The following is a 21028-nucleotide window of genomic DNA, read 5'->3' as shown; positions in this document are numbered from 1 at the left end:
TGATGCTCCAGACCGATTGAGACACCTCGCAGTATGAAGTTAAGCCTGCCATTTGCAGATAAATTACCAAGAATTCCACAGCGTTCCATGCCCGCCATTGGTGCGCCTGTTATGGTATTGGCCACCCTTGCAATGGTCGTGCTACCTATACCTGCATTCCTGCTGGATTTATTCTTCACCTTTAACATCGCCTTGGCGATGGTGGTGTTATTAGTGACCGTTTACACACGTCGTCCACTCGACTTTGCGGCGTTCCCAACCGTTCTGCTTATCGCGACGTTATTGCGTTTGGCGCTGAATGTTGCTTCAACTCGTGTTGTACTTCTGTATGGTCATGAAGGGGGCAATGCGGCTGGTAACGTAATCGAAGCCTTCGGTAACGTGGTGATCGGCGGTAACTATGCCGTCGGTCTGGTGGTCTTCCTAATCTTGATGATCATTAACTTCATGGTTGTTACCAAAGGTGCGGGGCGTATTTCTGAGGTAAGTGCTCGCTTCACCTTGGATGCCTTACCAGGTAAGCAGATGGCGATCGATGCGGACTTGAACGCTGGTTTGATTGACCAAGACCAAGCGCGTTTACGCCGTTTTGAAGTGACCAAAGAAGCGGACTTTTACGGCTCAATGGACGGTGCGTCTAAATTCGTAAAAGGTGATGCGATTGCAGGTATTTTAATCCTGTTCATCAACATCATTGGCGGTCTGTCCATTGGTATGGCGCAATACGGTTTGGGCTTCTCTGAAGCAATGCAAATCTACACCTTGCTGACTATCGGTGACGGCTTGGTGGCACAAATTCCATCGCTTTTATTGTCTATCGCGGCTGCGATGATGGTAACGCGTCAAAATACTGATGAAGACATGGGCGAACAGCTGATTTTCCAGATGTTCGACAACCCGAAAGCCCTCATGATCACTGCAGCCATCCTTGGTGTGATGGGTATCGTTCCGGGCATGCCTCATTTCTCGTTCTTATCATTAGCGGTTGTTGCTGGTGGTGCAGCTTACTGGCTCGACAAGAAGCAAAAACAAAAAGCCAAAGAGCCTGCTTTACCCGCTAAAGCAGAAGATGGCAGCGAACCGATTTCTCAACGCGAATTGTCGTGGGATGACGTACAACCCGTCGATATCATCGGTCTAGAAGTAGGCTATCGTCTGATTCCATTGGTGGATCGTGACCAAGGTGGTGAACTGCTTGAGCGCGTGAAAGGGGTGCGTAAAAAGCTTTCTCAAGACTTCGGTTTTCTGATTCCTGCGGTGCATATCCGTGACAACCTAGAACTCACACCAAACAGCTACCGTATCACCTTGATGGGGGTTGCCGTGGGTGAGGCAGAAATTCGCCCAGATCAAGAGCTGGCGATTAACCCCGGTCAGGTTTACGGCATGATTGAAGGCGAGCCGACCATGGACCCTGCATTCGGTTTAGAAGCGGTTTGGATTCGTGAAGAGCAGCGTGAACATGCCCAAGCATTAGGTTACACCGTGGTGGACTCATCGACAGTGCTTGCTACCCATTTGAGCCAACTACTGACCAACAACGCGTCACAATTGATTGGTCATGAAGAAGTACAGAACCTATTGGAAATGCTCGGCCGCAGTGCGCCTAAGCTGGTTGAGAACTTTGTTCCTGACCAACTTCAGCTTGGTGTGGTGGTGAAAGTGCTGCAGAACTTGCTCAATGAAGCCATTCCAATTCGTGATATTCGAACCATCGTACAAACCTTGGCGGAGTACTCGAGTAAGAGTCAAGAACCTGACATTTTAACTGCCGCAGTACGCATCAGTTTGAAACGCCTAATTGTTCAGGAAATCAATGGTATAGAGCCTGAACTACCAGTGATAACTCTGATTCCTGAACTGGAACAAATATTGCATCAAACCATGCAGGCTTCAGGCGGCGAATCTGCCGGTATTGAACCGGGATTGGCTGAGCGACTTCAGTCCTCCCTAAGCCAAGCGACACAAGAGCAAGAACTTAAAGGTGAGCCTGCGGTTCTGCTGACATCTGGCGTATTGCGTTCGACATTAGCGAAGTTCGTTAAGAACACGATACCTAACCTCCGAGTACTGTCTTACCAAGAAATACCGGACGAAAAGCAGATCAGAATTGTGCAAGCCGTGGGCAACTAACCCGCGCATCATTAATGGATTTATAGTTTGAAAATTAAACGATTTTTTGCCAAAGACATGAGAACGGCGCTGCTCCAAGTGAAAGAAGAGCTTGGTGCAGAAGCAGTGATCATGTCGAATAAGAAAGTGGCAGGCGGTGTAGAGATCGTAGCGGCAATCGATGGTGAGTCGAATGCAGCACCAACTTCGCAAGCACACTCTCTTCCTAATCGTGGCGCAGCTCAACCAAATCGTTATAGCGAACAACGTCAATTGCCGTCATCCGCAGCAGAGCGTTATCAAGATCGCCGTTTGGATGAAGACAGAATTAGCCTAAACGCAAACAGCGAAAAATCAGGCTCAATGACGCAACGTTTCGCCAACATGCTCAAGCAATACAGCGGCGGGGCAGCAGAATCCGATGACCATGTGGCAGAGAACGAAGACTCTTTGTCGGCATTGCTGCAGCGTCAAAATAAGCACCGTGAAAGCTATAACCAAGAGAAGCCAGCGCCCTATCAACCAGACTCGCCATTGGCGAAGTTGATTGCGCAAGATAACCGATTCGACCGCCCAACGCCTAAGTTGGATCCAACGCGCTATGACCGTCGTCGTCCATCGGATGAGCGAGAAGATTCAGAAAGTGAGCTGGAGAACATGCGCGAAGAGATGACGTCGATTCGTCGTCTGTTGGAGCATCAAGTGTCAGGCTTAATGTGGCAAGAGGTAGAGCGTCGTGAGCCATTGCGTGCGATGTTGATTAAGCGTTTGGAACGCATGGGTGTATCACCTGAGCTTGCAGACCAGATGGCTTGCTACATTCCAGAAGATACCAAACCGGCGCGAGCTTGGAAGGCACTGCTTTCTCTCGTGGCGGATCAAATCAGCATTCCAAAACAAGACATCCTCAAGCGTGGCGGTGTGGTTGCACTGCTGGGCCCAACGGGTGTTGGTAAAACGACTACGGTTGCAAAACTTGCAGCGCGTGCGGCGATGGAGTTTGGTGCCGACAATGTGGCCCTTGTAACAACCGACACATATCGCATAGGTGCACATGAGCAGCTCTCAATTTACGGAAGAATTATGGGTTGTCCCGTAAGAGTTGCTAAAGATTCTAACGAGTTAGCCGATGTTATATATCAGCTACGAAACAGAAGACTGATTTTGGTCGATACGGCAGGGATGGGGCAACGAGATGTAAGACTCTCTGAGCAGCTTGATACCCTAATGCAAGAGAGCGGAGAAGTGATTCACAGCTACCTTGTTTTGCCAGCTACCGCACAACGTCGTGTTCTACAAGAAACACTGGATCATTTCCGACGCATTCCGTTGTCGGGCTGTATTTTGACTAAGCTTGATGAATCGTTGAGTTTAGGTGAATTCATCAGCGTGGTGATTCAGAACGCGATGCCAGTGGCCTACATTGCCAATGGTCAGCGCGTGCCAGAAGACATTGTGATAGCACAACCAAAATACATGATTGCGAAAGCAAATGAACTGTTAGAGAAGTCGACAGAGAACGAACCTCACTTTTGGAACAGTGACAGCGAAGGACTCTAGGGCGGCGGACTACTATGACTGAGAATATGATACACGATCAAGCAAGCGGCCTCCGTCGCTTAACACAACCATCATTGACTAAAGTAATTGCTGTTACTGGCGGCAAAGGTGGCGTGGGTAAATCAAACGTAACACTGGGTCTGGCGATCTGTATGGCTCGCCAAGGCAAAAAGGTGATGGTTCTCGATGCTGACCTAGGTCTAGCCAATGTGGACGTTATGCTCGGAATCCGTTCAAAACGTAACCTAGGGCATGTCCTTGCGGGTGAATGTGAGCTAAAAGATGCGATTGTTGAAGGCCCTTATGGTATAAAGATAGTCCCTGCAACTTCTGGCACACAAAGCATGACCGAGCTATCTCACGCTCAACATGCTGGACTCATCCGTGCATTTGGTAGCCTTGAAGAAGAAATTGACGTCCTGCTGATTGATACAGCAGCGGGCATTTCTGACATGGTGATTAGCTTTTCACGTGCAGCTCAAGATGTTGTGGTTGTTGTCTGCGATGAGCCGACTTCTATCACAGATGCCTACGCATTAATCAAGCTGTTGAGTAAAGAACACCAGGTTCAGCGCTTCAAAGTTGTTGCAAATATGGTCAGAAGCTACCGTGAAGGCAGAGAATTATTCGCAAAGTTGACACTAGTCACAGAGCGCTTCTTGAATGTCAGCCTTGAACTCGTAGCATGTATTCCATTGGATGACAAAGTACGTCAAGCCGTGAAAAGACAGAAGATTGTTGTGGATGCATTCCCTCGTTCTCCTGCGGCTTTAGCGATCAGCTCATTAGCGAACAAAGCTCTGACGTGGCCACTGCCAAAAGCACCAAGTGGACACCTAGAGTTTTTTGTCGAAAGACTGTTAAATCGTACTGAATTCACAGAGGACCCTTTTGGTGAATAAAGCGATTACCTATGACCAACATGGCAAATTTAACAGCCAGCAGGCGTTCATTGAACGTTACTCGGTGTTGGTTAAGCGTATTGCTCATCACCTGTTAGGCCGTTTACCGCCGAGTGTTCAGGTAGAAGATTTAATTCAGGCCGGCATGATCGGCCTTATCGAAGCTCAGCAGAATTATGATGGTTCTAAAGGTGCGAGCTTTGAAACTTATGCAGGTATCCGAATTCGCGGTGCAATGTTAGATGACATTCGCAAAGGCGACTGGGTGCCTCGTTCTGTTCATAAGAACAATCGCGAAATTAACCAAGCGATCGCAGAGCTGGAAGGTGTACTAAATCGTGACCCATCGGACTCAGAAGTAGCAGCGCATCTTGGTATGACACTAGACCAATATCATAGTGCACTTACCGACATAAACTGTTCAAAACTGGTGGGAATTGAAGATTTAGGCGTCTCTGATGATGTGATTTCACCGGCTGATGAAACCGATGACAGCAACCCATTTAAGGGCGTTGCTGATGAATCGTTCAAAAAAGCACTGGTTGAATCAATAAAACAACTTCCAGAGCGTGAAGCGCTAGTACTTTCGCTTTATTATGACGAAGAACTCAATTTGAAAGAGATTGGCGACGTGTTGGGTGTAAGCGAATCTCGCGTAAGCCAAATACTGAGTCAAGCGATGCAACGTTTACGCACCAAGCTCAGTGCGTGGACACAAAATGACTAAACACACTGATTTTACGATTCAGTGGAGGCAATTTTGAATAAAAACATGAAGATCCTTATTGTTGATGATTTCTCAACAATGCGCCGTATTGTTAAAAACCTGCTTCGTGACTTGGGTTTCAATAACACTCAGGAAGCGGACGATGGTTTAACCGCATTACCTATGCTGAAAAAAGGTGACTTCGACTTTGTTGTAACTGACTGGAACATGCCAGGTATGCAAGGCATCGATCTGCTTAAACACATCCGTGCGGATGCGGAACTTAAGCACCTACCTGTTCTAATGATCACAGCGGAAGCAAAGCGTGAGCAGATCATCGAAGCAGCTCAAGCAGGCGTTAACGGTTACATCGTTAAGCCATTTACGGCTGCAACGCTAAAAGAAAAACTAGATAAAATCTTCGAACGTTTATAACTCTTTCTTTCTCTTAGTTAACCGAGTCATCACTCCTAATACTTAATACTAAAGGGTGGCTCGTTTGACGCTAAAAAAGCGAAAAGGAAGAATTAAACGTAAAAAAGGGTCTATTCAGGATGATCTCACTAGAGCAGGCGAAGTCGCTCGTTCAGATGCTAGAAAGCGGGGAACAAGATCAAGCGAATGCGCTTGTTGCCTCGATATATGAAAGTGATGGGAATCCGATGTTAAAAGAAATCGGAACATTAACCCGCGACCTTCATGATTCACTTAAGCACTTCAATATTGATCAACGCATGACAGAAATTGCCAGGGCGGAAATCCCTGATGCAAGAGACCGTCTGCAATACGTGATTGATAAAACTGAGTTAGCAGCAAATAAAACGATGGACGCGGTAGAGTACTGTTTGCCTATCGCCGATAACCTGCATGAGTGCCTTCAACAAGTTCGCCCTCAGTGGAACGAACTCATGCACGGACGCATTGAATTAAGCGATTTTAAAGCGCTTTGCCATCGTATTGATGAGCTGTTGGTTCAGGTCGAAGGTGATAGCACTGAATTGCGCGGTCAGCTGACCGAAATTCTTATGGCACAAGACTTCCAAGACTTAACGGGTCAAATCATTCGTCGCGTGATCACGCTTGTCAATGAAGTGGAAGATCGCCTAGTTGAGATCTTGACCGTCTTTTCTGGCAATAAACCAGAAGAACAGACTCAAGTTTTGCCAGAACCGTCAGATAAAAAGATAAAACAATCAAGCGAAGCAGAAGGCCCAATTCTTAATCCTGAGCAAAGGGAAGATGCGGTCTCGTCGCAGGACGAAGTCGACGACTTGTTGTCCAGTCTTGGATTTTAAAGGTAACGTATGAGCTACGATTTAGACGAAGATATTCTTCAGGACTTTCTCATTGAGGCTGGAGAAATCCTAGAGCTGCTTTCTGAGCAGCTTGTTGAACTGGAAAACAATCCAGAAGACAAAGATCTCCTAAACGCGATTTTCCGCGGCTTCCACACAGTGAAAGGCGGTGCTGGTTTCCTATCATTAGCGGAGCTGGTGGATACTTGTCACGGTGCAGAGAACGTGTTCGACGTGTTGCGAAACGGTCAACGTTCAGTGACGCCAAGCCTGATGGACACCATGCTGAAAGCGCTTGATACGGTTAACCATCAATTCCAAGCGGTACAAGATCGTGAACCTCTAGACGCGGCAGATCCTGCGTTGCTAGAAGAGCTTCACCGTCTATGCAAACCTGAGTCTGAAGACGAAGTCGTCGCTACAGTTGAAGCGCCAGTCGTAACGCCAGAGCCTGTTATTCCTGAGCCTGTCATCGAGCAACCAGCTGCGCCAGTTGAGTCTGCTCCTGCATCTTCAAGCGTTGGCTCTGTTGACGAAATCACCCAAGACGAATTTGAAAAGCTATTGGACGAGCTGCACGGTAAAGGTTCTGCTCCGGGTGCGTCTGCACCGGCGCCAGTAGCTCCAGCTGCACCTGTTCAGGCAAGTGCGCCTGCAGCGGACAGCGGCGACATCACTGATGATGAATTTGAACGTCTATTGGATGAGCTACACGGTGTGGGTAAGAGCCCATCAGCATCAGATGTTGCTCCAGTAGACCCGCCTAAATCGCCAGAGCCAGCTGCTCCTTCTCCAGCACCTGCTCCGGCTCCTGAGCCAGAAGCAAAACCGGTTGCGGTAAAAGAAGAAGCAAAAGCACCTGCGGTTAAGAAGCCACAAGCGGAAGCAACGGTACGTGTTGATACTTCGACGCTAGACACCATCATGAACATGGTTGGTGAGCTTGTATTGGTGCGTAACCGTCTACTAAGCCTTGGTTTGAACAGCAACGACGAAGAAATGTCGAAAGCGGTAGCAAACCTAGACGTCGTGACTGCAGACCTTCAAGGTGCAGTGATGAAAACGCGCATGCAGCCAATCAAGAAAGTATTTGGCCGTTTCCCGCGTGTTGTTCGCGACTTGGCGCGTAACCTAAATAAAGACATCGTGCTTGAAATGCGCGGTGAAGAGACCGATCTAGATAAAAACCTAGTAGAGGCGCTAGCGGATCCATTGATCCACTTGGTGCGTAACTCGGTTGACCACGGCATCGAAATGCCAGACGACCGAGCGAAAGCCGGTAAATCTCGTACTGGTAAAGTCATCCTGTCGGCATCACAAGAAGGCGATCATATCGAACTGGCTATCGTTGACGATGGCGGCGGTATGGATCCGAACAAACTTCGTGGCATCGCAGTGAAACGCGGCATGATGGACGAAGATGCGGCAGCGCGTCTATCAGACAAAGAATGTTTCAACCTGATCTTTGCGCCAGGTTTCTCAAGTAAAGAGAAGATCTCAGATATCTCTGGTCGTGGTGTAGGTATGGACGTGGTGAAGACTGCGATCAATACGCTAAACGGCTCTATCGATATCGATTCAGAGCTGGGCAAGGGCACTAAGATCACTATCAAAGTTCCACTGACACTGGCAATTCTTCCAACACTGATGGTCGGCGTTGGCGGTCATCCGTTCGCTCTGCCATTGGCGTCGGTGAACGAGATTTTCCACTTAGATCTAAGCCGTACTAACGTGGTGGATGGTCAGTTGACGATCATCGTACGTGATAAGTCTATCCCACTGTTCTACTTGCAGAACTGGTTGGCTTCTAAGTCTCCTCGTGTTCAAGAGCGCACAGGCCACGGCCATGTAGTTATCGTACAGATCGGCAGCCAACGTGTTGGTTTTGTTGTGGATACATTGATCGGCCAAGAAGAAGTGGTGATCAAGCCACTAGACAATCTATTGCAAGGCACGCCAGGAATGGCAGGTGCGACGATCACCAGTGATGGCCACATCGCATTGATTCTTGATGTGCCAGACCTACTTAAGCAATACGCTGCAGCTTCGCGCATCTAAGCGAAGCTGGAGTCGATAAAAGGAATAAGATGGCGATTAAAGTACTAGTCGTTGATGATTCGAGTTTTTTCCGTCGTCGCGTAAGCGAAATCATCAACTCAGAATCGCGCCTAGAAGTGATTGACGTTGCGGTTAACGGTAGAGAAGCGGTTGAGAAAGCCAAAACTCTGAAACCTGACGTCATCACAATGGATATTGAAATGCCAGTCATGGACGGTATCACTGCCGTTCGTGAAATCATGGCTGCATCTCCTGCGCCAATCCTGATGTTTTCGTCCCTGACTCACGATGGGGCGAAAGCAACGCTTGACGCACTAGACGCTGGTGCGCTGGATTTCTTACCGAAAAAATTTGAAGACATTGCTCGTAACCGTGATGAAGCGGTATCACTGCTTCAACAGCGTGTGATTCAAATCGCTTCTAAACGAGCGTTTATGCGCCGTCCAATTGCTCGACCAGCTGCAACGGCGACCAGTTCAACAGTGCGCCCTTTGGCTTCTCGCAATGCTGCGCCGACTGCATCTGCGCCAAGCCGTCCGATGGCAGCGAAATTCCGCGCATCAGGTAAGAAGTATCAGCTAACGGCGATTGGTACGTCGACTGGTGGTCCTGTCGCGCTACAAAAAATTCTGACCCGTTTGCCAGTTAACTATCCGCACCCAATCGTGCTTATCCAGCACATGCCTGCGACTTTTACCGCGGCGTTTGCAAGCCGTCTCAACACGCTTTGCAAAATCCAAGTGAAAGAAGCGCAAGATGGTGATGTGTTGCAAGCGGGTGTGGCTTATCTTGCCCCAGGCGGCAAACAGATGATGGTTGACGGTCGTGCAGGTGCTGCTCGTCTTCGTATTATCGACGGTGGCGACCGAATGAACTATAAACCATGTGTTGACGTGACCTTCGGCTCGGCAGCAAAAGTCTACGGCGACAAAGTTCTGTCGATGGTACTGACCGGCATGGGTGCTGATGGTCGTGAAGGTGCACGCATGCTGAAATCTGCAGGCTCTACCATTTGGGCGCAAGATGAAGAAAGCTGTGTGGTTTATGGCATGCCACAAGCGGTTGCGAAAGCAGGCATCTCTACTGAAGACTTACCACTCGATCGCATTGCTGAGCGCATGTTGGTGGAAGTGGGCTTAGCGTAGGAAAGATCATGATCGTTTGGAGTGTAGCTAACCAAAAAGGTGGGGTAGGGAAAACCACATCAACCGTGACATTGGCCGGTCTACTTAGCCAAAAAGGTCATCGTGTTTTGATGGTGGATACCGATCCGCACGCGTCGCTGACGACTTATCTTGGTTATGATCCGGATGCCGTAACATCAAGCTTGTTCGATCTTTTCCAACTCAAGACGTTTTCACGTGAGACGGTGAAACCGTTGATCTTAGAAACCGAGCTTGAAGGGATGGACATCATTCCCGCGCACATGTCGCTTGCTACGCTAGATCGCGTAATGGGCAACCGCAGTGGAATGGGTTTGATCTTGAAGCGCGCATTACAAGCTGTTGCTCAAGACTACGATTATGTCTTGATTGATTGTCCGCCGATTCTAGGTGTGATGATGGTTAACGCACTAGCAGCCAGTGACCGCATTTTGATTCCGGTTCAAACCGAATTTCTTGCAATGAAAGGTCTGGAGCGCATGATTCGCACCCTGACTATCATGCAAAAGTCTCGTCCGGGTGGCTTCAAAGTGACTATCGTTCCGACTATGTACGATAAGCGCACCAAAGCCTCGTTGCAGACACTGACTCAGCTTAAGAAAGACTACCCGAATCAGGTGTGGACTTCGGCTGTGCCTATTGACACCAAATTCCGCGATGCGAGCTTGAAACATTTGCCTGCATCGCATTTTGCTTCTGGCAGTCGTGGCGTGTTTGCTTATAAGCAACTGTTGATTTACCTGGAGAGGTTAGCGTTCGATGAGCAATAACGACATACTTTCCAGTGAACAAGCACTCGATGATTACTTCAGTGCTTTACTAGGCGAAGAGGTCGAAGTTATTGAGCAAGAAGAAGAGCTTGACTTGCTCGCTCAAGAACTATCATCTGCAGAGCCAGAGCCAGAGCCAGAGCCAGAGCCAGAGCCAGAGCCAGAGCCAGAGCCAGAGCCAGAGCCAGAGCCAGAGCCAGAGCCAGAGCCAGAGCCAGAGCCAGAGCCAGAGCCAGAGCCAGAGCCAGAGCCAAAATTACAGCTGCAATACGCAGAACCGGAGTCGTATCAATATAGTGATTCGTACTCGCCAGAGTTAGAAGCGCCTAATCTGGAAGACGTTCAGCGATTGCTTAGCCAACTTGAGTCCACCAACGTGGTGGCAGAGTTGGATATCGATGACATTCTGGAACAAAACACCATTGATATTGCGACTGAAGCAAAAGCAATGGAGCCAGAAATTGAAGTCGAAACAGCGGTGGAAACCGTTGAAGAAATTCAAGAGTGGGTGATCGACGAAGAGCCGATATCGACTGTTGAGGTTGAACAACCTGAGCCAGTTTGGGAGCAACCAGAAATTGAAATGGTTGAACCCACAGTTGATGTTGAAGTGGAGACTGAACAGCACACTGAGACAGAAACAGAACTGGAAACCGAAGCGGGTGCAAAGTTACCCAATACTTGGGAAAGCACGCAGCGGAGTGCAGACTTTCAAGTGCTTTACTTCGATGTAAATGGTGTGACTTTTGCGGTGCCGCTTGATGAGTTAGGGGGTATTCACCGCATCACAGAGCTGAACCACTTGATTGGTCGCCCTGCATGGTACTTGGGTTTGCAAACCAGTCGTGAGCAACAATTTGATGTTGTCGACACTGCAAAGTGGGTGATGGCGGATAAGCTTCGCGACGACAACTACAAAGATAACTACCAATACGTCGTCATGCTTGGTGAAAGCATGTGGGGGCTGGCCAGTAACCAATTGATGGGGACTGAAACGCTCAATATCGACAAAGTCCGGTGGCGTGAACAAGCGGGCAAACGCCCTTGGCTAGCGGGCATGGTGAAAGAAAAAATGTGTGCTTTAATTCATGTCCAAGCACTTATAGACATGCTAAACGCGGGTTTAGATGTAAAATCACTGAATTAGATTTTTGGTCGGGAACGACATTAACGAGGATTAACTATGTCTCAAGCTTTTGAAGTAGAAGTGAAGAAAGATACATCGAACGACGAAGTTCTTCAGTGGGTGACGTTCCAACTAGAAGAAGAAACGTACGGCATTAACGTAATGCAAGTTCGTGAAGTTCTTCGCTACACAGAAATCGCTCCAGTTCCAGGTGCGCCAGATTACGTGCTAGGTATTATCAACCTACGTGGCAACGTTGTAACGGTTATCGATACACGTTCACGTTTTGGCCTAATGGAAGGCGAAGTGACAGACAACACGCGTATCATCGTGATTGAGTCTGAGCGTCAAGTAATCGGTATCCTAGTAGACAGCGTTGCTGAAGTGGTTTACCTACGCTCTTCTGAGATCGATACAACACCTTCTGTAGGTACTGACGAAAGCGCGAAGTTCATCCAAGGTGTAAGCAACCGTGACGGTAAGCTGCTTATCCTTGTTGATTTGAACAAGCTGCTAACCGATGACGAATGGGATGAGATGGCTCACCTGTAATTGGCTGATGAATCATGGCTGAAGAAACCTTCCTATCATTACCGTTTATTGTAGGCGGTCTAGCGTTTGTCTTCTTGGTGCTGCTTTTGCTTCAGCTGCGCGTGCGTGCGGGTTTGCAAAAGCAGATGGATCAGCAACGTGCTCAAGCGCGTCATGCGGAAAAAGAAGTGCAAAAGCTGAATAAACAACTGTTGGAAGTACGTTCAGTGGTGGTTGGCCTAGGTCAGAAAGTCACTGAACAACAAGATGTTATTCAACATCTTAATGAGCGCATTCGTGAACTTGAACACGCTGATACAGACGGACGTTTGTACAGCCGCGCTTCAAAAATGGTTCAACTTGGTGCTGACATCAATGAGTTGATTGAAGAGTGTGAATTGCCAAAAGCAGAGGCGGAATTGATGTTGTCTCTGCAGAAAAAATTGGCAGGGAAGGAGAAAATCCCACCGCTAAGCAGTCAACCCTCTGATGACCCGACATATTCCTCTCGCGGAAGACGTCGATAAAGATTGAAAAAAGAAGCTTCGGCTTCTTTTTTTATTTTTAAAATAAAAACTTATAATTACTTGTGGTTGTTTTTATTAAGATGTGACTATAAGTTAACAAAAACTCACGAACTTACATACATCAACGCTTTCTTATCCTGTTTTGTCATATCTAAGCTGTGCTAATATAGCGACTCGTTCATTTTTTAGTTGAAGCCCTATGTTAGAAGTCTCTAACCTAACTGCGATCCGTGATGACCGGGTCCTGTTTGAAAACCTGCAATTCGAAATCAAGCCTGGTGAGTTGGTCCAGATTGAGGGACGTAACGGTACAGGTAAAACCACACTATTGCGTATCGTGACAGGGTTAGGAGACAGAGAAGAAGGCATCATCAAATGGAAGGGTGAAGAGGTTGAGAAATCTCGCGACGTATTCCATCAAGACTTGCTTTTCTTAGGGCATCAAACTGGCGTTAAACGCGAACTGACCGCATTAGAAAACCTGCGCTTTTACCAATCTATCCACAATAATCGCTCCTCTGAAGAAGAAATCTTTGCCGCACTTGCCCAAGTGGGGCTTGCAGGCCGAGAAGATGTGCCTGTAGCACAACTTTCTGCAGGCCAGCAACGTCGCGTGGCTTTGGCAAGGCTTTGGTTAAGCAATCAAATCTTGTGGATTCTGGACGAGCCTCTTACTGCCATCGACAAACAAGGTGTCAAAGTGTTGGAGTCGTTGTTTGCCAGTCATGCAGATAGTGGCGGCATTGTTGTACTTACTACGCACCAAGATATGTTTGCAGACAGCCCGAAACTTAGAAAAATAAAACTGGGTGATTGATATGATTTCGGCCATGACAACCATTATCCGCCGTGAGCTTCTGATCGCATTTCGCCGTCAAGCGGACATCTTGAACCCGTTGTGGTTCTTCATTATCGTGATCACACTTTTTCCTCTCAGCATCGGTCCCGAGCCTAATTTGTTAGCACGTATTGCAGCTGGCATTGTTTGGGTTGCTGCGCTGCTGTCTGCCTTATTATCATTAGAACGTTTATTCCGTGATGATTATCAAGACGGCGCACTCGAACAAATGATGCTAATGCCAATTCCATTGCAACTTGTTGTGATTTCAAAGGTTATCGCTCACTGGGTGCTGACGGGATTGCCTCTGATTTTGATCAGTCCATTGTTGGCGATTCTGCTTTCTCTTGATTTCAATACTTGGTTGTCTGTAGTGCTGACACTTGCTATCGGTACCCCGACGCTGAGTTTTATTGGTGCCATTGGCGTGGCACTGACGGTTGGGTTACAAAAAGGCGGCGTTCTTTTGAGTTTGCTCATTCTTCCGCTCTACATCCCGATTCTGATTTTCGCTACGTCCGCGATTGATGCTGCGGCATTAGGTATGTCGTATAACGGACAACTGGCAATTTTAGGCGCAATGCTGATGGGGGCGATGACCCTTACGCCATTCGCCATAAGCGCAGCATTGCGAGTTAGTGTTAACTAACTAAATAAATGCGATTTAAGCGACGTTTGATCAAAGAATTATTATTAAAGCACTGCTAAGGTCTCGGCCCAATGAACAGTGTAACTGAAGTAAGAGTGAGAACTTAACATGTGGAAATGGCTACATCCTTATGCCAAGCCTGAAACAGCTTATCACCTGAGTGGTAAGTTCCTACCTTGGTTTTCTGTATTGGCTCTCGTATGCCTAACGGGTGGTACTGTCTGGGGCCTTGCATTTGCACCTTCTGACTATCAACAAGGCGACAGTTTCCGAATCATTTACATCCATGTACCTTCGGCTATTTGGTCGATGGGTGTTTACATGTCGATGGCCATTGCCGCATTTATCGGCTTGGTTTGGCAAGTACGCCTGTCAGATATGGCAGCATTGGCGATGGCGCCAATCGGTGCAGTATTCACCTTTATTGCTTTATTAACCGGTGCCGTTTGGGGCAAACCGATGTGGGGCACTTGGTGGGTATGGGATGCACGTCTGACTTCAGAATTAATTCTTCTATTCTTGTACCTTGGTGTTATCGCTTTGTACCACGCATTTGACGACCAAAAAACAGCGGCGAAAGCGGCAGGTATTTTAGCTATCGTTGGTGTTGTTAACCTTCCGATAATCCACTTTTCAGTAGAATGGTGGAACACGCTTCACCAAGGCGCGACTATCACTAAATTTGAAAAACCATCCATCTCATCCGATATGCTTTGGCCTCTACTGCTAAACATCTTTGGTTTTGCGTTCTTCTTTGGCGCAGTCACGATGGTGCGTTTCCGTAACGAAATTATCAGCAAAGAGAGTCACCGCCCTTGGGTGCGCAAACTCGCAACTGAAAAAACTCAGTGAGGTAATTGATTATGCATTTTGATTCTCTGAGCGAACTATTTGCCATGGGTGGCTACGCAGGATACGTATGGAGCGCGTTTGGTATCACCTTCTTATCTATGCTCATTCTTCTGATTTCGAGCATCCGTCGTGGGGATGCATTGTTGAAAGAGGTGAAAGCGAAAATTGACCGTCAAGCGCGTATCGACGCGGCGAAGAATATGGAGAACACGTTATGAACCCGAGACGTAAAAAGAGGCTAGGCATTGTTTTAGCAATCTTTATCGGTATTAGTGCAACCATCGGTTTAATGCTATATGCACTGAACCAAAACATGGATCTATTCTTCACGCCGACGGAATTGGTAAACGGTAAGCCAGACGGTACTAAACCTGAAGTAGGTCAACGCCTGCGTATCGGTGGCATGGTAGTTGAAGGTTCGGTTCGCCGTGACCCTGAATCATTAAAAGTAAGCTTTGATCTGCACGATGTGGGCCCTAAAGTAACCATCGTTTATGAAGGTATCCTTCCTGACTTGTTCCGTGAAGGTCAAGGTATCGTTGCGCAAGGTGTTCTTGAAGACGCGACGACCGTAAAAGCTTTTGAAGTGTTGGCAAAACACGACGAAGAATACATGCCACCTGAGATTGCAGAAGCAATGAAGAAGACACATGAGCCTCTGCAGTACACAACTGAACAGAAACAAGGAAGCGGCCAATGATTGCTGAAATCGGTCACTTTGCCCTCATACTCTCGCTAGCAATGGCATTATTGCTCAGCGTATTGCCGCTATGGGGTGCATCAAATAACAACACGACGCTGATGAACACAGCACGACCGCTTTCGTGGTCGATGTTCATCATGCTATCTTTCTCTTTCGTTATTCTATGTTGGGGTTTCTATACCAACGACTTTACTCTGCAATATGTAGCAAGTAACTCAAACAGCCAACTGCCTTGGTACTACCGTCTGACTGCGGTTTGGGGTGCGCATGAAGGTTCATTGTTGCTCTGGGTACTTATCCAATCTACGTGGACAGTGGCAGTTGCTACTTTCAGCCGTGGCATGCCACAAGAATCGGTTGCTCGTGTACTTGCAGTGATGGGCATGATCTCGGTGGGCTTCCTAATGTTTATCATTCTGACGTCTAACCCATTCCTGCGTACGTTGCCATTCTTCCCGGTCGATGGCCGTGACTTGAACCCACTTCTTCAAGACCCGGGTTTGATTGTTCACCCACCGATGCTTTACATGGGCTACGTAGGTTTTTCGGTAGCGTTCTCGTTTGCAATTGCGTCTTTGATGACAGGTCGTCTTGATACGGCTTGGGCTCGCTGGTCTCGCCCATGGACAACAGCAGCTTGGGTATTCCTAACGCTAGGTATCGCGCTAGGTTCCTGGTGGGCATATTACGAACTTGGCTGGGGTGGCTGGTGGTTCTGGGACCCAGTAGAAAACGCATCATTTATGCCTTGGCTAGCGGGTACAGCGTTGATGCACTCTCTAGCGGTAACCGAAAAGCGTGGTACATTCAAAGCTTGGACAGTACTACTTGCGATCTCAGCATTCTCATTAAGTTTGCTGGGCACCTTCTTGGTTCGTTCCGGTATCTTGGTATCGGTGCACGCGTTCGCTTCTGATCCATCTCGCGGTATGTTTATCCTCGGTTTCCTAGTCTTCGTTATCGGCGGCTCTCTCCTACTATTCGCAGTAAAAGGGGCCGCGGTTCGCGTACGTGGTAATTTCGATTTGGTGTCGCGTGAGAATGCGCTACTTTCCAACAACGTGCTTCTGATTGCTGCGCTAGTCGTAGTATTGGTTGGTACCTTGTTGCCATTGATTCACAAACAAATTGGTCTTGGTTCCGTATCTATCGGTGCACCATTCTTCGACATGTTGTTCGCATGGCTGATGATGCCGTTCGCCTTCCTGTTAGGTATTGGTCCTATGATTCGATGGAAGCGCGACAATCTATCTAAGCTTATTAAGCCAATGATTGTCTCTGGTGTGCTTGCTTTCGCATTAGCTGCAGTGTGCGTATTCCTGTTCGCAGACTTCTTCTCAGCGATGGCTTACATCGGTTGGGTAATGGCAATCTGGATCATTGCAATGCATGGTTTTGAGTTGTACGAGCGTGCTACTCACCGTCACAGCTTTGGCGAAGGTGTTCGTAAACTTCAACGCAGTCACTGGGCAATGATGCTAGGTCACATTGGTCTAGCCGTTACTGTGATTGGTATTGCGATGGTGCAAAACTACAGCATCGAACGTGACGTGCGTTTGGCGCCAGGTGAGCACTTCAAGATTTACGGTTACGATTTCTACTTCTCAGGTCTACGTGACAAAGACGGTCCAAACTACGATGGTTACATCGCGGACTTTGAAATCACCAATGACGGTAAGTACGTGAACACGCTACACGCTGAAAAACGTTTCTACCGCACGGCGAAGTCAATGATGACAGAAGCGGCTATCGACCGTGGCATCACTCGCGACCTATACATCGCAATGGGTGAGCGCCTAGACGATAACCGTTCTTGGGCAGTACGTATTTACTACAAACCATTCGTTCGTTGGATCTGGGCTGGTTCATTGATCATGTCTTTGGGTGGTGCACTGGCTATCTCTGATAGACGTTACCGCTTCCGCAAAACGGCTAAGAAAGACGAAAAGTCAAAGCTAGCGGAGAAGGAGGCATAATAAATGAATAAGAAGGTCTTATTTATCCCCTTGGTGGCTTTCATGGTATTGGCGGGTATCTTCGCAACTCAGTTGGTTCGTAACCAAGAGGGTGATGATCCAACAAAATTGGAATCGGTACTGGTAGGTAAGCCAGTGCCTGAGTTTCACTTAGAAGACTTGGCGGAGCCGGGTAAGCAATACGATCAATCGATCTTTAAAGGCGAACCTTTACTGCTTAACGTATGGGCAACTTGGTGTCCAACGTGTTACGCAGAGCATAAATACCTAAACGAGCTTGCTGGTAAAGGTGTGAAGATCATCGGTATGAACTACAAAGATGATCGCAACAAAGCGGTGGGTTGGCTAAACGACCTAGGCAACCCATACCTAATCAGCCTGTTTGATGGCAGCGGCATGCTAGGTCTAGACCTTGGCGTTTATGGTGCGCCAGAGACATTTATCATCGATGCAAATGGCTTGATTCGCTACCGCCATGTTGGTGATGTAAACCCTCGCAACTGGGCGGAAAAATTAGAGCCGCTTTACACCAAGTTGGTTGAGGAGGCGAAGCAATGAGAAAGTTTATCTTAGCGGCATTGGCTGCAATGACATTCTCTCTAGCTGCCCACGCAGCGATTGAAGTGTATGAGTTTGACAACCTAGAGCAAGAACAGCAGTTTAAAGAGCTAGGTCACACTCTGCGTTGTCCAAAATGTCAGAACAACACTATCTCAGATTCGAATGCGGTACTGGCTCAGGATCTACGCCATAAGGTGTATGAAATGACCAAAGAAGGTAAGTCGAAAGATGAGATCGTCGACTACATGATTGCTCGTTACGGTAATTTCGTTACTTACAATCCTCCGTTTACTTTTGCGACTGCAATTCTTTGGCTAGGTCCGCTTGCAGTGGTATTAGGCGGTTTTGGTTTGATCGTGCTACGTAGCCGCAAATCTAAAGCAAAAGTAGTTCAGGCAAGCAATGAGCAATGGGACGAAGAGAAAGAAGCGCGTCTCAAATCATTACTTGATGAAGAGAGCAACGGAGATAAGAAATAATGACACTATTTTGGGTTTCAACCGTTGTTCTTACGCTAGTAGCGTGTGCACTGATTGCATTGCCATTGCTAAAGCAAAAAGCCAACAACGATGAAGTGTTACGTGATGAGCTCAACAAGGCGTTCTATAAAGACCGTCTATCTGAGCTTGCTGAAGAAACAGATGAAGGTCTGGTGGAAAGCGAAGACGATCTGATTTCGGATCTAAAGCAGTCTCTACTTGACGATATCCCGGGTGGTAAAGCGCAAAAAGAAACCAAGGTTTCTCCTATTGCTGTATTAATCCCATCGGTCATTCTGACAGTAGTCTTGAGTTACGGCTTGTACTACAAGTTTGGTGCATCTCAAGATGTGATCAAGTGGCAAGAAGTTAACGCTAACCTTCCTGAGCTTTCTAAGAAGCTAATGTCTGCTGCGTCTGAGCCGTTAAGTGAAGACGAAATGGCCGATCTGTCTTTAGCGCTGCGTACTCGTCTGCACTACCAGCCTGAAGATTCAACGGGTTGGTTGCTACTAGGTCGTATTGCTTTGGCTAACCGTGACGTGACGACTTCTATTGATGCGATGGAAAAAGCGTACAAGCTGGAGCCAAAAGACCCTGATGTTCAACTTGGTTATGCGCAAGCACTGATGCTTTCTCAAGACGAGATGGATCAAGCGACGGCTCGTTCTCTACTTGGAAAACTGATGCAGCAGGATTACGTTGACCTACGTGTATTCTCGCTTCTAGCGTTTGATGCATTCGAGCGTCAAGACTTCCCTGCGGCAATTAAATACTGGGGCATCATGCAGCAAATGATCGGTCCTGAAGACAGCCGCTATGAAATGCTTGGCCGTAGTATCGAGAGCGCGCGCAAACAAATGGGCGAAGCGGTTTCTCCAGATAAGAGTGTAGCTGTGACCATTAATGTTGCTCCAGAAGCTCAGTTGGATCCAAACGCAGTATTGATCGTTTCAGTTCATCGTGCAGATGGTTCTCCAATGCCAGTTGCGGCGGCTCGTTACCCATTAGGTACATTCCCTCGCACAGTCGTACTGGATGATGGGAATGCGATGATGGATGGCCAGAAGCTTTCTTCATTGGATAAGCTGATAGTCCGTGTCCGCGTAGACTCTGATGGCAACGTGGCGACTCGTGACCAGGATTGGCACGGTGAGAGCGCTGTGGTAGATTTCGGTCAGCCAGTTGAAGTAATGATTGATAAACAGTATCAATAGACATCATTGTCTCTGATAGTTGACACTCAGTGAGCGCCACATCGGTTTGTGGTATGACTTGCAACTATCGAGTAGAATATACAAAGGCCAGCAATCGCTGGCCTTTATTTATATACCCAAGTGACTTTTGTCTCGGCGCTAAAGAGCGACAACACAGGTTACTTAGGTATATCAATAGTCGTTATGGAACGAAGAATGTATAACAAGGGTAAATCCATCTTCTTGTTGCTGTTTGCAGTTGGACTGGTTGGCTGTTCAAGTGCTCCAGAGGAGGCAGTAACTGAAGAAAACGAAACGAATCAAGCCACTTCTGATGTTTATGACCCATTAGAAGGCTTCAACCGCGCTATGTGGGACATCAACTACGACTACCTAGATCCGTATTTGGTTCGTCCAATCTCTCTTGCGTATGTTGATTACACACCAGTACCGATTCGTTCTGGTATTGCTAACTTCTTAGCAAACTTAGATGAACCAGCAAGTGTGGTAAACAACCTTGTTATGGGTAATGGCACTAAAGCCGTTGATCACTTTAACCGTTTTTGGATTAACTCCACGTTCGGTATTTTCGGCTTGTTTGATATTGCGACGGCTGCAGGTATCACGAAATACGATAACAAAGAGTTTAGCAGTGTAGTGGGTCACTATGGCGTTGGTAATGGGCCTTACTTTATGATCCCTGGTTATGGTCCATATACACTACGTGCAGTGACAGATACCGTCGATGGCATGTATGTTCCGCTATCTTACCTCAACTTCTGGGCTGGTCTTGGTAAGTGGGCACTAGAGGGTATGGAGAAACGTGCGCTATTAGTGCCACAAGAAGCACAGCTTGAAGCATCTCCAGATCCATATGTGCTAACGCGTGATGTTTACTTACAGCGTCAAGATTTCAAAGCGGAAATCAACAATGTTGATGAAGTGGATGAAGACGAAGAAGCATACTTGGATGAGTACTTAGAAGAAGACTTCTAATCGCTTCAGTAAATAGCAAAATAAAAAG

Annotated in this window: 22 protein-coding genes; all 22 read left to right on the top strand. The window is 47.5% G+C overall.

The features are described from left to right. Positions 1-33 precede the first annotated feature (33 nt). Positions 34-2133, top strand: a complete 2100-nt coding sequence (flhA, locus tag A8140_RS11660; RefSeq protein WP_005531105.1) for a flagellar biosynthesis protein FlhA — start codon at positions 34-36, stop codon at positions 2131-2133. A 27-nt stretch (positions 2134-2160) separates the two neighbouring features. Next, on the top strand, positions 2161-3672 hold the full coding sequence (flhF, locus tag A8140_RS11655) for a flagellar biosynthesis protein FlhF (protein ID WP_005531106.1): 1512 nt from the start codon (positions 2161-2163) through the stop codon (positions 3670-3672). 14 nt (positions 3673-3686) lie between these two features. Next, on the top strand, positions 3687-4574 hold the full coding sequence (locus A8140_RS11650) for a MinD/ParA family protein (RefSeq protein WP_033000094.1): 888 nt from the start codon (positions 3687-3689) through the stop codon (positions 4572-4574). Then, the gene (locus A8140_RS11645; RefSeq protein ID WP_005433165.1) at positions 4567-5301 is read left to right on the top strand and encodes an RNA polymerase sigma factor FliA; all 735 of its coding nucleotides are present in this window, start codon (positions 4567-4569) and stop codon (positions 5299-5301) included. The genes A8140_RS11650 and A8140_RS11645 overlap by 8 nt, the downstream gene beginning before the upstream one ends. Before the next feature lie 45 nt (positions 5302-5346). Next, positions 5347-5715: a chemotaxis response regulator CheY gene (gene cheY, locus A8140_RS11640; protein WP_017635949.1), complete on the top strand. Its 369-nt coding sequence runs from the start codon at positions 5347-5349 to the stop codon at positions 5713-5715. Between the two features lie 119 nt (positions 5716-5834). Next, entirely contained in the window at positions 5835-6575 is a 741-nt protein-coding gene (locus A8140_RS11635; RefSeq protein WP_005531113.1) for a protein phosphatase CheZ, read from the top strand. Positions 6576-6584: 9 nt separating this feature from the next. After that, a complete protein-coding gene (locus tag A8140_RS11630) occupies positions 6585-8633 on the top strand; it encodes a chemotaxis protein CheA (protein ID WP_005531114.1) in 2049 nt (682 codons plus the stop codon). Between the two features lie 29 nt (positions 8634-8662). Then, entirely contained in the window at positions 8663-9778 is a 1116-nt protein-coding gene (locus A8140_RS11625; RefSeq protein ID WP_005531115.1) for a protein-glutamate methylesterase/protein-glutamine glutaminase, read from the top strand. Between the two features lie 8 nt (positions 9779-9786). Then, complete coding sequence (locus A8140_RS11620) at positions 9787-10566, top strand: ParA family protein (protein ID WP_005531116.1); 780 nt, start codon at positions 9787-9789, stop codon at positions 10564-10566. After that, positions 10556-11713 carry a chemotaxis protein CheW gene (locus A8140_RS11615; protein WP_005531118.1) on the top strand — a complete coding sequence of 386 codons (1158 nt, stop codon included), beginning with the start codon at positions 10556-10558 and terminating at the stop codon, positions 11711-11713. The genes A8140_RS11620 and A8140_RS11615 overlap by 11 nt, the downstream gene beginning before the upstream one ends. 36 nt (positions 11714-11749) lie before the next feature. Then, entirely contained in the window at positions 11750-12244 is a 495-nt protein-coding gene (locus A8140_RS11610; RefSeq protein WP_005438733.1) for a chemotaxis protein CheW, read from the top strand. Between the two features lie 14 nt (positions 12245-12258). Next, positions 12259-12750: a DUF2802 domain-containing protein gene (locus A8140_RS11605; RefSeq protein WP_005433118.1), complete on the top strand. Its 492-nt coding sequence runs from the start codon at positions 12259-12261 to the stop codon at positions 12748-12750. 199 nt (positions 12751-12949) lie between these two features. Further along, complete coding sequence (gene ccmA / locus A8140_RS11600) at positions 12950-13567, top strand: cytochrome c biogenesis heme-transporting ATPase CcmA (RefSeq protein ID WP_005531128.1); 618 nt, start codon at positions 12950-12952, stop codon at positions 13565-13567. A 1-nt stretch (position 13568) separates the two neighbouring features. After that, complete coding sequence (gene ccmB, locus A8140_RS11595; protein ID WP_005531129.1) at positions 13569-14237, top strand: heme exporter protein CcmB; 669 nt, start codon at positions 13569-13571, stop codon at positions 14235-14237. A 108-nt stretch (positions 14238-14345) separates the two neighbouring features. Then, the gene (locus A8140_RS11590) at positions 14346-15089 is read left to right on the top strand and encodes a heme ABC transporter permease (RefSeq protein ID WP_005531130.1); all 744 of its coding nucleotides are present in this window, start codon (positions 14346-14348) and stop codon (positions 15087-15089) included. Between the two features lie 11 nt (positions 15090-15100). Further along, the gene (ccmD, locus tag A8140_RS11585; RefSeq protein WP_005433154.1) at positions 15101-15307 is read left to right on the top strand and encodes a heme exporter protein CcmD; all 207 of its coding nucleotides are present in this window, start codon (positions 15101-15103) and stop codon (positions 15305-15307) included. Next, a complete protein-coding gene (ccmE, locus tag A8140_RS11580) occupies positions 15304-15789 on the top strand; it encodes a cytochrome c maturation protein CcmE (protein ID WP_005531131.1) in 486 nt (161 codons plus the stop codon). Before ccmD ends, ccmE begins: the two co-directional genes overlap by 4 nt. Further along, positions 15786-17768 carry a heme lyase CcmF/NrfE family subunit gene (locus tag A8140_RS11575; RefSeq protein ID WP_005531132.1) on the top strand — a complete coding sequence of 661 codons (1983 nt, stop codon included), beginning with the start codon at positions 15786-15788 and terminating at the stop codon, positions 17766-17768. The genes ccmE and A8140_RS11575 overlap by 4 nt, the downstream gene beginning before the upstream one ends. A gap of 3 nt (positions 17769-17771) precedes the next feature. Further along, a complete protein-coding gene (locus A8140_RS11570) occupies positions 17772-18326 on the top strand; it encodes a DsbE family thiol:disulfide interchange protein (RefSeq protein ID WP_005531133.1) in 555 nt (184 codons plus the stop codon). Continuing rightward, positions 18323-18808, top strand: a complete 486-nt coding sequence (locus A8140_RS11565; protein ID WP_005531135.1) for a cytochrome c-type biogenesis protein — start codon at positions 18323-18325, stop codon at positions 18806-18808. Before A8140_RS11570 ends, A8140_RS11565 begins: the two co-directional genes overlap by 4 nt. Then, positions 18808-20025: a c-type cytochrome biogenesis protein CcmI gene (gene ccmI, locus A8140_RS11560; protein WP_005531137.1), complete on the top strand. Its 1218-nt coding sequence runs from the start codon at positions 18808-18810 to the stop codon at positions 20023-20025. The genes A8140_RS11565 and ccmI overlap by 1 nt, the downstream gene beginning before the upstream one ends. Positions 20026-20220: 195 nt before the next feature. Then, positions 20221-21000, top strand: a complete 780-nt coding sequence (locus tag A8140_RS11555; protein ID WP_005531139.1) for an MlaA family lipoprotein — start codon at positions 20221-20223, stop codon at positions 20998-21000. Positions 21001-21028: the final 28 nt, after the last annotated feature.

Source organism: Vibrio campbellii CAIM 519 = NBRC 15631 = ATCC 25920 (assembly GCF_002163755.1).
GTDB lineage: Bacteria > Pseudomonadota > Gammaproteobacteria > Enterobacterales > Vibrionaceae > Vibrio > Vibrio campbellii.
The sequence above is the reverse complement of the archived record's forward strand: the minus strand, read 5'-3'. Positions and strand labels throughout refer to the sequence as shown.

What these genes read in the sequence shown, in the direction of transcription:
- A8140_RS11630 (WP_005531114.1), top strand. Translation starts at nt 6,585, where the DNA reads ATGAGCTACGATTTAGACGAAGATATTCTTCAGGACTTTCTCATTGAG.
- A8140_RS11570 (WP_005531133.1), top strand. Translation starts at nt 17,772, where the DNA reads ATGAATAAGAAGGTCTTATTTATCCCCTTGGTGGCTTTCATGGTATTG.
- ccmI (WP_005531137.1), top strand. Translation starts at nt 18,808, where the DNA reads ATGACACTATTTTGGGTTTCAACCGTTGTTCTTACGCTAGTAGCGTGT.
- A8140_RS11590 (WP_005531130.1), top strand. Translation starts at nt 14,346, where the DNA reads ATGTGGAAATGGCTACATCCTTATGCCAAGCCTGAAACAGCTTATCAC.
- ccmB (WP_005531129.1), top strand. Translation starts at nt 13,569, where the DNA reads ATGATTTCGGCCATGACAACCATTATCCGCCGTGAGCTTCTGATCGCA.
- A8140_RS11610 (WP_005438733.1), top strand. Translation starts at nt 11,750, where the DNA reads ATGTCTCAAGCTTTTGAAGTAGAAGTGAAGAAAGATACATCGAACGAC.
- A8140_RS11555 (WP_005531139.1), top strand. Translation starts at nt 20,221, where the DNA reads ATGTATAACAAGGGTAAATCCATCTTCTTGTTGCTGTTTGCAGTTGGA.
- A8140_RS11565 (WP_005531135.1), top strand. Translation starts at nt 18,323, where the DNA reads ATGAGAAAGTTTATCTTAGCGGCATTGGCTGCAATGACATTCTCTCTA.
- flhA (WP_005531105.1), top strand. Translation starts at nt 34, where the DNA reads ATGAAGTTAAGCCTGCCATTTGCAGATAAATTACCAAGAATTCCACAG.
- A8140_RS11605 (WP_005433118.1), top strand. Translation starts at nt 12,259, where the DNA reads ATGGCTGAAGAAACCTTCCTATCATTACCGTTTATTGTAGGCGGTCTA.
- A8140_RS11625 (WP_005531115.1), top strand. Translation starts at nt 8,663, where the DNA reads ATGGCGATTAAAGTACTAGTCGTTGATGATTCGAGTTTTTTCCGTCGT.
- A8140_RS11575 (WP_005531132.1), top strand. Translation starts at nt 15,786, where the DNA reads ATGATTGCTGAAATCGGTCACTTTGCCCTCATACTCTCGCTAGCAATG.
- ccmE (WP_005531131.1), top strand. Translation starts at nt 15,304, where the DNA reads ATGAACCCGAGACGTAAAAAGAGGCTAGGCATTGTTTTAGCAATCTTT.
- A8140_RS11620 (WP_005531116.1), top strand. Translation starts at nt 9,787, where the DNA reads ATGATCGTTTGGAGTGTAGCTAACCAAAAAGGTGGGGTAGGGAAAACC.
- A8140_RS11635 (WP_005531113.1), top strand. Translation starts at nt 5,835, where the DNA reads ATGATCTCACTAGAGCAGGCGAAGTCGCTCGTTCAGATGCTAGAAAGC.
- ccmA (WP_005531128.1), top strand. Translation starts at nt 12,950, where the DNA reads ATGTTAGAAGTCTCTAACCTAACTGCGATCCGTGATGACCGGGTCCTG.
- A8140_RS11650 (WP_033000094.1), top strand. Translation starts at nt 3,687, where the DNA reads ATGACTGAGAATATGATACACGATCAAGCAAGCGGCCTCCGTCGCTTA.
- cheY (WP_017635949.1), top strand. Translation starts at nt 5,347, where the DNA reads ATGAAGATCCTTATTGTTGATGATTTCTCAACAATGCGCCGTATTGTT.
- A8140_RS11615 (WP_005531118.1), top strand. Translation starts at nt 10,556, where the DNA reads ATGAGCAATAACGACATACTTTCCAGTGAACAAGCACTCGATGATTAC.
- ccmD (WP_005433154.1), top strand. Translation starts at nt 15,101, where the DNA reads ATGCATTTTGATTCTCTGAGCGAACTATTTGCCATGGGTGGCTACGCA.